Raw genomic sequence first — 13,776 nt, 5'->3', positions numbered from 1 at the left:
CCGATTAGAACGTGTTCCTATTCGGCGGGCAACGGGGGGGTCCTTGTCGCGCAGTGTTGACCCAGCGACTCGGCCCGCAAGTGCGCTAGCGTGGATGGTCGAAGCGCGCCGCACCGCCCACAAGCGCCCTGCCACAAGCACAGGAGAGGTCATGACCTACTCGCCCGGGAACCCCGGCTTCCAGCCTTCTCAACCACCAGGCTCGTATGGGCCATCGACCCCGTCGTTCGCGAAATCGGGCGGCGAAGTCGAGAGCAAATTGCCGCAGTACCTCCGGATCGCGGTGGTTGCGTTGGGGCTGGGTGTCTACCTGGCGAACTTCGGGCCGATCGTGACGATCACCGACGTCGACTACCCGCTGATCCTCAGCGACGCCGGCCACACCGTTCCGCTGGCGGTGCTGGCGGCACTGCTGGCCGGGGCGGCCCTGCTGCCCAAGGCGAAGAGCTACACGGCCGTGGTCGCCGTGGTCTCGGCACTGGGTGCGCTGCTGGCCATTTCGACCGTCGCCGATGCCAGCGGCAGCTACACCATCGGTTGGGGGCTGTGGCTGATCCTGATCTTCAGCGTTCTGCAAGCCGCCGCCGCGGTCGGATCGCTGCTGCTGGAGGCCGGCGTGGTGACCGCGCCGGCGCCGCGTCCCAAGTACGACCCCTACGCGCAGTACGGGCTGCCGCCGGGCGGTAACTACTACGGTCAGCCTGGCCAGCAGGGTTATGGCCACCAGGGCCACCAGGCTCCGCAGCAGTCTGGCTACCCGTCGTCGTATGGCAGCTACCCGTCCGGGCCCGCCAGTGGCGGCTTCGGCGCGCAGCAGGCACCTGGCTCCGCTCCGTCGGGCGCCTTCAACTCCGGCGCCCAGCAGGCGGCACCGCAGGGGCCGCCGACCCCGCCGACCGGATTCCCCTCTTACAACCCGCCGTCGTCCGGTGGTTCGGGGAGTGCGTCGACCGGTGGCCACAGCGCAGCCGGTTCGGATCAGAGCTCGACGGGTGGCCAGCAGTCGCAGGGCGGCTCGGCCTCGTCGGGGCCGGCGCAGCCCTAACCCGCGCCCGCGCGCCGAGTTGAACGTGCTCGCAGCGTGACATCGGTGACCGGCGGCAAACCAGGCTCGAACCCGACCCGCGACCTGCTGCGGGTCGCCTTCGGGCCGTCCGTGGTGGCGTTGACGGTGATCGCAGCGGTGACGCTGCTGCAGTTGCTGATCGCCAACAGCGACATGACCGGGGCTTCCGGTGCCATCGCCAGCATGTGGCTGGCCGTGCACCAGGTGCCGGTCTCCATCGGCGGCCGTGACCTGGGTGCACTGCCCCTGTTGCCGGTGCTGTTGATGGTGGCCGGGACGGCGCGCACCACCGCGCAGGCCACCGCCCGTGGGGCCTCATGGTTCGTCATCCGCTGGATCGTGGCTTCCGCGGTGGGCGGGCCACTGCTGATCGCCGCGGTCTCCCTGGCGGTCATCCACGATGCGGCGTCGGTCATCACCGAACTACAGACGCCGCATGCCCTGAGCGCCTTCGCGCACGTGTTTTTTGTGCACGCGATCGGAGCGGCACTGGGAGTGGGCACGCGGGTGGGCCGGCGGGCGCTTGCCGAGACGCGGCTGCCGGACTGGCTGGTGGACTCGGTCCGCGCCGCGGTCACCGGCATGCTGGCACTGTTCGGGCTGGCCGGCGCGGTGACGGTGCTGTCCCTGGTCTGGCACTGGGGAACCATGCACGAGCTCTACGCGATCACCGATTCACTGTTCGGCCAGCTCAGCCTGACCCTGCTGGCGGTGCTGTATGTGCCCAACGTCCTGGTCGGTGCGACGGCGATGGCGGTCGGCTCGAGCGCACACATCGGCCCCGCGCTGTTCAGCGCGTTCACTGTGCTCGGCGGCGATATTCCTGCACTGCCGATCCTGGCTGCCGCACCCGCCCCGCCATTGGGTCCTGCGTGGGTGGCGCTACTGATCATCGGCGCGGCTTCGGGAGTGGCCGTCGGCCAGCAGTGCGCCCGCCGGCCGCTGCCGCTGCTTCCGGCGCTGGCCAAGGTCGCCGTCGCCGCCTTGATCGCGGCGGTGTCGATGGCCGTACTGGGCTTGGCCGGTGGGGGACGGCTGGGCAACTTCGGCGACGTCGGGGTGGATCAACTGACGTTCGGTCCCGCGGTGTTCGGCTGGTTCGCCGCGATCGGAGCCCTGACGGTGGTGATGATCGGTGGCGTCCGGGCTGATGCGGTGCCCGGCACACAGCGCGTGCTGCCGCCCGCCCCGGAGCGGCCGGCGGAGCCCGAACAGGTCTCCGAACCGAGCCCGCCGCCCATCGCCGACGTCGATCCCGAGGACCTCGCCTCAGCCGGAGAACCTTTCGAACCGGCCGAGCTGTTCGATGCGGACTTCGAACCGGGTTTCCAAGCCGACGAGGTCACCGACGACGGCGAGTTGAATTGGACGCCGGAACCCGAGCCGCCGCGACCGTTCCGGTCGCACGCGCCGACGCAGCCGCCGGGCCCGCTGGAAGACCCCGAAGACCTGATGTTCACCGACGACGACGGATACGACCGCTAAATCGAGGACTTCGGTCCCTTATATATGTTGCCGTTGGCTGATCGGATGGGTAATGCCGACCCGTCCGAACTCCAAGGGGACGACATGACCGACGTCGTGAGTACCGAGCCCGCCGGCAAGAACGTCCCCGCTGGCGTGCCGAGGCGGCGGAATCTGCACATGCTGGCCGGCGCCCGGGCCGAACTGCTGACTGGGCTGATCCTGCCGCCGGGCCATGAGCGGGTGCTCGACGTCGTGGCGCTGATCTGGGTGGACGGCGTCGAGGCCGGGATGCAGATGATCGAGCCGTCGCCGCAATCGTGCAGGATCGGACTGACCGATGATCTGGCGGAGGCCCTCTATGACCAGCTGGCGGGCGCGGGGTTCTGCAGTGAATACGACGAGTTCCCCGAGTTGGACGACCCCGACTTTCAGGATCTGGCGTACGGGCGGGTCAGCAAGCTCGGCAAGATGACCCAGCCGATCGGTCACCCCGAGGTCACCTGGGACATGGTCGAGATCTGGACGGATGGCGTAGCGGCCGCACTGCGGGTCGCCCGGGATCGAGCGCCGCGCTCCGCCTGAACCACGGCGCCCACCTTCGCTACGTTCGCAATCATCACCGCGTTAGGCTCAGTCACCGTGCAACCGATCCATGTGGCTCCCAGCGTCCCCGCCCGAATGGTGGTGCTGGCTTCAGGCACCGGGTCGCTACTCGAGTCGCTGCTGGCCGCGGCGGTAGAGGACTACCCCGCGCGGGTGGTTGCCGTCGGCACCGACCGGGACTGCCGCGCCGTGGAGATCGCCGCGGCGGCGGGGTTGCCGGTGTTCACCGTCCGGATGGGTGACTATCCGAACCGGGCGGCATGGGACCTTGCGCTGACCGAGGCCACCGCGGCCCACAGTCCGGATCTGGTGGTCTCGGCGGGCTTCATGAAAATCCTGGGCTCGCACTTCCTGTCCCGATTCCTGGGGCGCACCGTCAACACCCATCCGGCACTGCTGCCTTCCTTCCCGGGAGCGCACGCGGTGCCCGAGGCGTTGGCCTACGGGGTCAAGGTCACCGGCTGCACCGTGCACCTGGTGGACGCCGGCACCGACACCGGCCCGGTGCTGGCCCAAGAACCGGTCGCCGTGCTCGACGGCGACGACGAAGACTCTTTGCATGAACGCATCAAGAAGGTGGAGCGCAAGCTCCTGGTTGACGTACTGGCCGCATTGGCGACCGGCGGCGTGACCTGGAACGGACGAAAGGCAACCCTAGGATGACCGACGGCAAGCGACCGATTCGTCGGGCGTTGATCAGCGTCTACGACAAGACCGGACTGGTCGACCTGGCCGCCGGCCTGCACGCCGCCGGCGTGGATATCGTCTCCACCGGATCCACCGCCAAGTCGATAGCGGCCAAAGGCATTCCGGTGACGCCGGTGGAGCAGGTGACCGGCTTCCCGGAGGTTCTCGACGGCCGAGTCAAGACTCTGCACCCCCGGGTGCACGCCGGGTTGCTGGCCGACCTGCGCAAGCCCGAGCACGCCGCGGCGCTCGACGAGCTGGAGATCGCAGCGTTCGAGCTGGTGGTCGTAAACCTGTACCCGTTCAGCGAGACCGTGGATTCCGGTGCCGGCGAGGACGAGTGCGTCGAGCAGATCGACATTGGCGGGCCCTCGATGATCCGGGCGGCCGCCAAGAACCACCCCAGCGTCGCGGTAGTGGTCGACCCGCTCGGCTACGAGGGTGTGCTGGCTGCGGTCAACGCCGGCGGTTTCACCCTCGAAGAGCGGAAGCGTTTGGCGTCACTGGCATTTCGGCACACCGCCGAGTACGACGTAGCGGTCGCCAGTTGGATGTCGACGACGCTGGCACCCTTCGAACAGGCCGGAGAGCCGCGCCAGGCGCTGCCGGAGTGGTACGGGCGCACCTATCGTCGGGCTGCGCAGCTGCGCTACGGCGAGAACCCGCACCAGCAGGCGGCTCTCTACTGTGACGCCGGCGCGTGGCCGGGCTTGGCTCAGGCCGAGCAGCTGCACGGAAAAGAGATGTCCTACAACAACTTCACCGATGCTGATGCCGCGTGGCGCGCCGCGTTCGATCACGAAGAGACGTGTGTGGCCATCATCAAGCACGCCAACCCGTGCGGTATCGCAGTCTCGGCGACCTCGGTGGCCGATGCCCACCGCAAGGCGCACGAGTGCGACCCGTTGAGCGCGTTCGGCGGCGTTATCGCGGCCAACACCGAGGTCAGCGTGGAAATGGCGGAGTACGTCAGCACCATCTTCACCGAGGTGATCGTCGCACCGGCCTACCAGGCCGGCGCCGTCGAGATCTTGTCGCGCAAGAAGAACATCCGGGTGCTGCTGGCCTCCGAGCCGCTGCGCGGCGGCACCGAATGGCGCCAGATCAGCGGTGGGCTGTTGATGCAGAGTCGCGACGGCCTCGACGCCGCCGGTGACAACCCGGCGAACTGGGCACTGGCCACCGGGGCACCGGCCGACCCGGCCACGCTGGCCGACCTGGTCTTCGCGTGGCGGGCCTGCCGCGCGGTCAAATCCAACGCGATCGTGGTCGCCGCCGACGGTGCCACCATCGGTGTGGGCATGGGCCAGGTCAACCGGGTCGACGCGGCCCGGCTCGCGGTGGAGCGCGGTGGCGAGCGGGTCGCCGGTGCGGTGGCTGCCTCCGACGCGTTCTTCCCGTTCCCCGACGGGCTGCAGACGCTGACCGCCGCCGGGGTGAAGGCGATCGTGCACCCGGGCGGCTCGGTGCGCGACGACGAGGTGACTGCGGCTGCGGCCGAAGCCGGGATCACGCTGTACCTGACCGGGGCGCGGCACTTCGCGCACTGAGCTAGGGCCCCTCGTCTTCGTCGGCACCGGAACCGTTGTCGCCCAACAGTTTTTCGGGGTGGTGGTAGTGGTTGGTGCGGGGTTGGCCGTGGTCGAGGTGTGGCGGCGGCAGGGTTTGGGTGGTCCCATCGTGTTGTTTGCGCGTTTTCCATCCGCCTGAGGTAATCAGCTGGTGGTGGGGGCCGCACCGCAGAGTCAGGTCGGTGATGTCGGTGCGCCTGGTCTTCGCGTAATCGTGGTCGTGATGGACTTCGCAGTGGTAGCCGGGTATGGGGCAGCCCGGGTGGGAGCAGCCGCGTTCTTTGGCGTAGAGCACGATGCGTTGCCCCGGCGAAGCCAGCCGTTTGGTGTGGAACAGCGCCAGCTCTTTGGCGCCGTGGTAGATCCGCAGGTAGTGGTGGGCGTGGCTGGCCATGGCGATCACGTCACGAATGGGCAGCCAGGTGCCGCCGCCGGTGTGAGCTTTCCCGGTGCCGGCTTCCAGGTCGGCCAGGGTGGTGGAGACGATGATGGTGGCCGGTAGCCCGTTGTGCTGCCCCAGATCTCCGGAGGCCAGCAAGGCGCGCCCCATGGCGGTCAGGGCGTCGTGGTTGCGTTGCGGCGCACTGCGCGCATCGGTGTCGATCGCGATTTGTGAGGGGGTGCCGGCGGTGCAGGGGATCTCATCGTTGGGGTTGCACATGCCGGGGGCGGCCCAGCGGGCCAGCACCGCGTCGAGGGTGGCGCGTGCTTGCGGATCGAGGTAGCCCTTGATGGGTGTCATGCCGTCGCGGTCTTGGGGGCCGAGCACCACACCGCGGCGTTTGGCGCGCTGGTCATCGGTGTAGTTGCCGTCGGGGTGCAGGTGGTCGGCCAGGCGTTGCGCGAGTTTGGCCAGTTCGTCGGGACGGCACTCGGTGCCCAATGCGGTGAGGTGCTGTTCGGCCTGGATCAGGGTGCCCGCGTCGATATCGGCGGGCAGGTAGCTGAAGAACGCGCGGATCACCGCGATGTGGGCGGCACCGATCTGCCCTGCACGTTGGGCGGTGGCCGCGCTGGGTAATACCGGTTCCAGGGTTTCACCGGTCATGGACCGGCGGGGCCCCAGTTCGGCGGCCTCGGTGATACGCCGCCCGGCCTCCCCGCGGGTGATGTGGAGTTCGTCGGCCAGCACCCAGCGGGGTTTGCCGCCGATCTCGGCGGGGTCGGTGGCGGCGAGTTGGTTGACCAGCGGATGTTCCACTGCAGGCAGGCGCCGCCGCAGCCGTTCGCAGCGCCGCAGCAGTGCCAGGCATTCCCGCGGGGTCAGCGCCTCGAAGTCCAGATCCAGCGCGCGGTCCAGGTCGGCAGCCAGCGCGTCGAACACCTCGACGACCGCTTCCCGGCAATTCGAACGCATGTGCTAATTCTATGGCGCCCGTCCGGGATTGGTGCAGGCAGAACGCGAATCTGTGGATCAAACTCGAACTGGGGATAACTGCCCTGGATCGACCCCTTGACAGAAAGATTGTCAGCGCTCACTATCTATCTCAACCTCGAAGTTGGGAGACGTAGTGGCCTATGACCTGATCATCCGCAACGGACTGTGGTTCGACGGCCTGGGCAACGCACCGCAGGTCCGCACCCTGGGCATCCGTGACGGCATCGTCGCCGACATCGTCGCCGGGGAGCTGGATGAGTCCGGCTGCCCGGAGGTGATCGACGCGGCCGGCAAGTGGGTGGTCCCAGGCTTCATCGACGTGCACACCCACTACGACGCCGAGGTGCTGCTGGACCCGGGCCTGCGGGAATCGGTGCGCCACGGCGTCACCACGGTGCTGCTGGGCAACTGCTCGCTGTCGACGGTGTACGCCGAGTCCGAGGACGCCGCCGACCTGTTCAGCCGCGTCGAGGCGGTCCCGCGCAAATTCGTACTGGACGCGCTGCAGTCCAAGAAGACATGGTCCACGCCCGCCGAGTACGTGCGCGCCCTCGAGGAGTTGCCGCTCGGACCCAACATCAGCTCCATGCTCGGCCACTCGGATCTGCGGACCGCGGTGCTCGGCTTGGACCGCGCCACCACCGACGGCGTCGTCCCGACCGATACCGAGCTGGAGAAGATGGCCACGCTGCTCGATCAGGGCCTTGAAGCCGGACTGCTGGGCATGTCCGGGATGGACGCCCCCATCGACAAGCTCGACGGCGACCGATTCCGCTCCAGGGCGCTGCCGTCGACGTTCGCCACCTGGCGGGAGCGCCGGCGGTTGATCAAGGTGCTGCGCAAGCGCGGCCGGATGCTGCAGAGCGCGCCCGACGTCCGAAACCCGTTGACGGCGTTGAACTTCTTCCTGACCAGCAGCGGGATGTTCGGCCGGCGACGCGGGGTCCGGATGAGCCTGCTGGTCTCCGCGGACGCCAAGTCGGCGCCGGGCGCGGTGCGGGTCTTCGGTCCCGGTGCCCGGCTGCTCAACGCCGTGCTCGGCTCCAGCGTTCGGTTCCAGCACCTGCCGGTGCCGTTCGAGTTGTATTCCGACGGAATCGATCTGCCGGTGTTCGAGGAATTCGGTGCGGGAACCGCCGCGCTGCACCTGCGCGACCAGCTGGAGCGCAACGCGCTGCTGGCCGACACCGAATACCGCCGCAAGTTCCGCAAGGCCTTCGACCGCAAGAAGCTGGGTCCGTCGTTGTGGCACCGCGACTTCCACGACGCGGTGATCGTCGAATGCCCGGACGCCAGCCTGGTCGGCAAGAGCTTCGGGCAGATCGCCGAGGAGCGCGGGCTGCACCCGTTGGATGCGTTCCTCGACGTGTTGGTGGACAACGGCGAACGCAACGTCCGCTGGACCACGATCGTCGCCAACCACCGGCCCAAGCAGCTGGACAAGTTGGCCAACGAGCCGGTGATCCACATGGGCTTCTCTGACGCCGGAGCACACCTGCGCAACATGGCCTTCTACAACTTCTCGCTGCGCCTGCTCAAGCGCGTTCGCGACGCCGAGGCCGCCGGCCGGCCGTTCATGAGCGTCCAGCGGGCGGTGTATCGGCTGACCTCCGAGGTCGCCGACTGGTTCGGGTTCGACGCCGGCACGCTCCGCCGAGGTGACCGCGCGGACTTCGTGGTGATCGATCCGGCGGGTCTGACCGACGCCGTCGACGGCTACCACGAGGAGAAGGTGCCGTTCTACGGCGACCTGAGCCGGATGGTCAACCGCAACGACGATGCGGTCGTCGTGACCGGCGTGGGTGGCACCGTGGTGTTCCGCAACGGGCAGTTCTGCGACGGCTACGGAGCGACGGTGAAGTCTGGCCGTTTCCTGCGCGCCGGATCCCGTGAGCTGCAATCGGTCTAGCGCATGGCCAGAACTCAGCAGGAGCGCCGCGAGACAACCGTCGCTGGATTGCTCGACGCCAGCATCGCCACCATCTCCGAGATCGGCTACGCCCGGGCGTCGGCCAAGGTGATCGCCGCGCGCGCCGGGGTATCCGATGGGGCGTTGTTCCGCCACTTCGGCACCATGGGCGACTTCATGGCGGCTACCGCACAGGAGGTGCTGCGACGTCAGCTGGAGCTGTTTGGGAAACAGGTCGCTCAGATCCCGGCGGACGTGCCGGCGCTGGAGGCGGTGTTGACGGTACTGCGTGACTTGACCGCCAACGCCACCAATGCGGTGGTCTACGAGCTGCTGATCGCCGCGCGCACCGACGACAAACTGCGCACCGTCTTGCAGGACGTGCTGGCCGACTACAGCGACAAGATCTGCGACGCCGCCCGGGCGATTCCCACCGCGGACGCATTTCCGCCGGAGCTCTTCCCGAATCTGGTTGCATTGCTTACCAACACCTTCGATGGTGCGGCAATCGTGCGCGCGGTGCTGCCGCAGCCCGAGATCGAGGCCAACCGCATTCCGCTGCTGCTGGCCCTTTTGCAGGGGCAGGCCTAGGCGCCGAGAGTCGACTCGGCGCTGGGCGCAGCGTCGGCCACCGCGTACTCCACGAAGTCGGCGATCTCGGCGACTGCCCGCCGAGCGTCGGGGTTGAAGTCGAAGGTGAGCTGGAACATGTGCAACGCGCGGTCCCAAACCTGAACCCAGTTCGGCACACCGGCGGCGGTGAGTTTGTCGGCCAGCACGAAGGTGTCGTTGCGCAGCATCTCGTCGTTGCCGACCTGCAGCAGGAATGGTCCCAGCCCGCGCAGTTCTGCCTCCGGCGGCATCACCGGCAGTTCGCGGGTGCCGTTCACGGTGGCGAACACCCGGTAGATGAACATGAACGCCATGAACGGGAAGAACGGGTCGCGGTGGGTGCGCGCGGCCTGTCGTTTGATCTCCATGTCCGACGACGTCAGCGGTGACATCAAGACCTGAGCTGCGGGCGCCGGCAGCCCGGCGTCGCGTGCGGCCAGGGCGGTGTTCACCGCCATCAGCCCGCCGGCTGAATCTCCGGCCACCACAATGCGATCCGCGGTGAAACCAGCATCCAGCACGCGGCGGTAGGCGCACAGGCCGTCGGCGACAGCCTCGTCGACGCCGGCCAGCGGCGCCAAGCGGTAGCCGACGTTGAACACCTTCGCGCCGGTGACCGCGGAGAGCTTGCTGGCGAAACGGCGGTGCGAATTGAGGCCCAGCGTCACCAGTGCCGAACCGTGGAAGTAGACGATCACCCGGTTCGAGTCGCGAGCCTCCGGTGCCACCACCCACTCCGCCGGGCAGTCGGTCAACCGCTCCGGTGTCACCTCGGTGCCCGGCAGTGCCCGGATGTAGCGCATCGGCTGGTCGATGAGATCGAGGCGTGCGCGCTGCAAGCCCGCCGGCCAGAACCGGTTGACGACCATGCCGACCAACGTCAGCACTGCGATCGAAGTGCGCAGAAAGATGGCTGCGGCCGCGGCCAGCAGTCGGGCCTGCCAGGAAGCCGGACCGAAATAGGTCTGAGCCGGTCGTTCACGCCATTCCGGAAAGTTCACGGTACCCAGGGTATCGGGTATTGGGCGTCCGGATAAACACAGGACATCGTGACGGACTTTCGCGCCCGTCGTAGCGTGGAGTGGTGACCGCGCCGAATGCCCCGCACGATCTGCCCAAAACTCTCGGTGAGCTGCGCGCCGCCGGCCATCGCGAAAGGGGGGTCAAGCAGGAGATTGCCGAGAACCTGCTGGCCCGACTCGGCGACGGTGACGACGCCGCAGTCATCTGGCCCGGCATCTTCGGGTTCGAGGACACCGTGCTGCCGCAACTGGAGCGGGCGCTGATCGCCGGTCACGACATCGTGCTGCTCGGCGAGCGCGGTCAGGGCAAGACCCGACTGTTGCGAGCGCTGACCGGGCTGCTCGACGAGTGGACCCCGGTGATCGCCGGCGCCGAACTCGGCGAGCACCCGTACTCGCCGATCACACCCGAGTCGATTCGCCGGGCCGCCGAGCTCGGCGACGACCTGCCGGTGGCGTGGCGGCACCGCAGCGAGCGCTACACCGAGAAACTGGCCACCCCCGACACCAGCGTGGCCGACCTGGTCGGCGACATCGACCCGATCAAGGTGGCCGAGGGACGCAGCCTGGGTGACCCCGAGACCATCGCCTACGGACTGATCCCGCGGGCGCACCGCGGCGTCGTCGCCGTCAACGAACTGCCCGACCTCGCCGAGCGCATCCAGGTGGCGATGCTCAACGTGATGGAAGAGCGCGACATCCAGGTGCGCGGCTACACGCTGCGGCTGCCGCTGGACGTGCTGGTGGTCGCCAGCGCCAACCCGGAGGACTACACCAACCGCGGCCGCATCATCACCCCGCTCAAGGACCGCTTCGGCGCCGAGATCCGCACCCACTACCCGCTGGAACTGGACGCCGAGGTCGGCGTGATCGCCCAAGAGGCGCATCTGAGTGCACAGGTGCCCGACTACCTGCTGGCGGTACTGGCCCGATTCGCCCGCTACCTGCGTGAGTCGCGCTCGGTGGATCAGCGCTCCGGCGTCTCGGCGCGCTTCGCGATCGCCGCCGCGGAAACCGTCGCGGCTTCGGCGCGGCACCGCGGCGCGCTGCTGGGCGAAACCGATCCGGTGGCCCGAGTGGTGGACCTGAGCACGATCGTCGACGTGTTGCGCGGCAAACTGGAATTCGAATCCGGCGAGGAGGGTCGCGAGCAGGCAGTGCTGGAGCACCTGCTGCGCCGAGCCACCGCCGATACCGCATCGCGGGCGCTGGGCGGGATCGACGTGGGCCCGCTGGTGGCGGCGGTCGAGAACGCGACGGTGACCACGGGAGAGCGGATCTCAGCCAAGGCGGTGCTGGCCGCGTTGCCGGATCTGCCGGTGATCGACGCCGTCGCGCAGCGCCTGGGTGCGGAATCCGACGGCGAACGCGCCGCGGCGCTCGAGTTGGCATTGGAAGCACTGTATTTGGCTAAGCGCATCGACAAGACCTCCGACGAGGGCGAAACCGTCTATGGCTAAAAGCCATTCCTCCCGGTACTCGGCCTACTCCGGTGGGCCGGATCCCTTGGCGCCGCCGGTCGACCTGGCCGAGGCGCTGGAGGAGATCGGGCGCGACGTCATGGAGGGGACCTCGCCACGGCGGGCGCTGCAGGAGCTGCTCCGCCGCGGCACCAAGAGCCTGACCGGAGCCGACCAGCTGGCCGCCGAGGCGCAACGGCGTCGTCGGGAATTGTTGCGCCGCAACAATTTGGACGGAACCCTGGCCGACGTCAAGAAGCTGCTTGACGAAGCGGTGCTCGCCGAACGCAAAGAACTGGCCCGCGCGCTCGACGACGACGCGCGCTTCGCCGAGATGCAGATCGAGGGGCTGTCGCCGTCGCCGGCCAAGGCGGTGCAGGAGCTGGCCGACTACGACTGGCGCAGCAGCGAGGCCCGCGAGTCCTACGAGAAGATCAAGGACCTGCTTGGCCGCGAGATGCTCGACCAGCGTTTCTCCGGCATGAAGCAGGCACTGGAAGGCGCCACCGACGCCGACCGGCAACGGGTCAGCGACATGCTCGACGACCTCAACGACCTGTTGGACAAGCACTCTCGCGGCGAAGATACCCAGCAAGACTTTCAGCAGTTCATGGACAAGCACGGCGAGTTCTTCCCGGAGAACCCGCGCAATGTCGAGGAGTTGCTGGATTCGCTGGCCCAGCGGGCGGCCGCAGCGCAGCGCTTCCGCAACAGCCTGAGCGCCGAGCAGCGTGCCGAGCTGGATGCGTTGGCCGAGCAGGCGTTCGGCTCCCCGGCCTTGCAGCAGGCGCTGGGACGTCTGGACGCGCATTTGCAGGCGGCGCGGCCGGGAGAGGACTGGACCGGTTCGTCGGAGTTCTCCGGCAACAACCCGCTCGGCATGGGGGAGGGCGCCCAGGCCCTGGCCGATATCGCCGAGCTCGAGCAGCTGGCCGAGCAGCTCTCGCAGGCGTATCCGGGCGCGAGCATGGACGACGTCGACCTTGACGCGCTGGCCCGCCAACTCGGCGACCAGGCCGCCGTGGACGCGCGCACCCTGGCCGAACTGGAACGTGCACTGCTCAACCAAGGGTTCCTGGACCGCAGCTCCGACGGGCAGTGGCGGCTGTCGCCCAAAGCGATGCGCCGGCTCGGCGAGACCGCGCTGCGCGATGTGGCGCGGCAACTTTCGGGGCGCCGCGGCGAACGCGACCACCGCCGGGCCGGGGCGGCCGGCGAGCTGACCGGGGCGACCCGGCCCTGGCAGTTCGGCGACACCGAGCCGTGGAACGTCACCCGGACCCTGACCAACGCGGTACTGCGCCAAGTAGCCGAACCGGGCACGGCCGCCACGCGCAGTCGGCTGTCGATCAGCGTTGACGACGTCGAGGTCTCCGAGACCGAGACTCGCACCCAGTCTGCCGTTGCGCTGCTGGTGGACACGTCCTTCTCGATGGTGATGGACAACCGCTGGCTGCCGATGAAGCGCACCGCGCTGGCGTTGCACCACCTGATCAGCACTCGGTTCCGCTCAGATGCGTTGCAGATCATCGCGTTCGGTCGCTACGCGCGCACGGTGACCGCCGCCGAGCTGACCGGCTTGGAAGGCGTCTACGAGCAGGGCACCAATCTGCACCATGCGCTGGCGCTAGCCGGCCGGCACCTGCGCCGCCATCCCAACGCCCAGCCGGTGGTGCTGGTGGTCACCGACGGCGAGCCGACGGCACACCTGGAGGACTATGACGGCCGCGGCACGACGGGCCCCTCGGTGTTCTTCGATTACCCGCCCCACCCGCGGACCATCGCCCACACCGTCAGGGGCTTCGACGACGTCGCCCGGCTCGGTGCCCAGGTGACGATCTTCCGGCTCGGCGACGATCCCGGGCTGGCCCGCTTCATCGACCAGGTGGCGCGTCGGGTCGAGGGCCGGGTCGTGGTGCCCGAACTCGACGGTCTGGGCGCGGCGGTGGTCGGTGACTACCTGAGGTCGCGCCGCCGCTAAGTGGTGCGCGGCCCTAGGGG

General features: G+C 68.5%; 11 protein-coding genes. 9 read left to right on the top strand and 2 right to left on the bottom strand.

Annotated features, from left to right (window positions below; all coding sequences use genetic code 11):
* Window positions 1–151: 151 nt before the first annotated feature.
* The 5 genes from ACJH5R_RS01465 to purH all read left to right on the top strand — a co-directional run bounded on the left by ACJH5R_RS01465 (window position 152) and on the right by purH (window position 5,373).
* Entirely contained in the window at window positions 152–1,045 is an 894-nt protein-coding gene (locus ACJH5R_RS01465) for a DUF5336 domain-containing protein (protein ID WP_406781139.1), read from the top strand.
* Between the two features lie 45 nt (window positions 1,046–1,090).
* Window positions 1,091–2,551, top strand: a complete 1,461-nt coding sequence (locus tag ACJH5R_RS01460) for a DUF6350 family protein (protein ID WP_406781355.1) — start codon at window positions 1,091–1,093, stop codon at window positions 2,549–2,551.
* 84 nt (window positions 2,552–2,635) lie between these two features.
* Window positions 2,636–3,115, top strand: coding sequence for a hypothetical protein (locus tag ACJH5R_RS01455; protein ID WP_406756073.1), 480 nt, complete (start codon window positions 2,636–2,638; stop codon window positions 3,113–3,115).
* Window positions 3,116–3,211: 96 nt separating this feature from the next.
* Window positions 3,212–3,799 carry a phosphoribosylglycinamide formyltransferase gene (gene purN / locus ACJH5R_RS01450; RefSeq protein WP_406756554.1) on the top strand — a complete coding sequence of 196 codons (588 nt, stop codon included), beginning with the start codon at window positions 3,212–3,214 and terminating at the stop codon, window positions 3,797–3,799.
* Window positions 3,796–5,373 (top strand): bifunctional phosphoribosylaminoimidazolecarboxamide formyltransferase/IMP cyclohydrolase, encoded by a 1,578-nt coding sequence (purH, locus tag ACJH5R_RS01445; RefSeq protein WP_406781138.1) that lies wholly within the window; start codon window positions 3,796–3,798, stop codon window positions 5,371–5,373. Before purN ends, purH begins: the two co-directional genes overlap by 4 nt.
* A gap of 1 nt (window position 5,374) precedes the next feature.
* Here the strand turns inward: purH and ACJH5R_RS01440 are convergent, their stop codons facing one another.
* Complete coding sequence (locus tag ACJH5R_RS01440; protein ID WP_406781137.1) at window positions 5,375–6,751, bottom strand: HNH endonuclease signature motif containing protein; 1,377 nt, start codon at window positions 6,749–6,751, stop codon at window positions 5,375–5,377.
* 127 nt (window positions 6,752–6,878) lie between these two features.
* On the opposite strand from ACJH5R_RS01440, the gene ACJH5R_RS01435 reads away from it, so the two are divergent.
* Both ACJH5R_RS01435 and ACJH5R_RS01430 read left to right on the top strand, forming a co-directional pair.
* Window positions 6,879–8,681 carry an amidohydrolase family protein gene (locus tag ACJH5R_RS01435; RefSeq protein WP_406781354.1) on the top strand — a complete coding sequence of 601 codons (1,803 nt, stop codon included), beginning with the start codon at window positions 6,879–6,881 and terminating at the stop codon, window positions 8,679–8,681.
* A 3-nt stretch (window positions 8,682–8,684) separates the two neighbouring features.
* Window positions 8,685–9,272 carry a TetR/AcrR family transcriptional regulator gene (locus tag ACJH5R_RS01430; RefSeq protein WP_406756070.1) on the top strand — a complete coding sequence of 196 codons (588 nt, stop codon included), beginning with the start codon at window positions 8,685–8,687 and terminating at the stop codon, window positions 9,270–9,272.
* Here the strand turns inward: ACJH5R_RS01430 and ACJH5R_RS01425 are convergent.
* Window positions 9,269–10,294, bottom strand: coding sequence for an alpha/beta hydrolase (locus ACJH5R_RS01425; RefSeq protein ID WP_406781136.1), 1,026 nt, complete (start codon window positions 10,292–10,294; stop codon window positions 9,269–9,271). The two genes, ACJH5R_RS01430 and ACJH5R_RS01425, sit on opposite strands and share 4 nt — an antisense overlap.
* Window positions 10,295–10,377: 83 nt before the next feature.
* On the opposite strand from ACJH5R_RS01425, the gene ACJH5R_RS01420 reads away from it, so the two are divergent.
* Both ACJH5R_RS01420 and ACJH5R_RS01415 read left to right on the top strand, forming a co-directional pair.
* Complete coding sequence (locus ACJH5R_RS01420; RefSeq protein WP_406781135.1) at window positions 10,378–11,775, top strand: sigma 54-interacting transcriptional regulator; 1,398 nt, start codon at window positions 10,378–10,380, stop codon at window positions 11,773–11,775.
* Entirely contained in the window at window positions 11,768–13,756 is a 1,989-nt protein-coding gene (locus ACJH5R_RS01415) for a vWA domain-containing protein (protein WP_406756067.1), read from the top strand. Before ACJH5R_RS01420 ends, ACJH5R_RS01415 begins: the two co-directional genes overlap by 8 nt.
* The last annotated feature ends 20 nt before the right edge of the window (window positions 13,757–13,776 follow it).

Origin of the sequence: Mycobacterium sp. SMC-19 (assembly GCF_045310815.1) — a bacterium.
Classification (GTDB): domain Bacteria; phylum Actinomycetota; class Actinomycetes; order Mycobacteriales; family Mycobacteriaceae; genus Mycobacterium.
The sequence above is the reverse complement of the archived record's forward strand: the minus strand, read 5'-3'. Positions and strand labels throughout refer to the sequence as shown.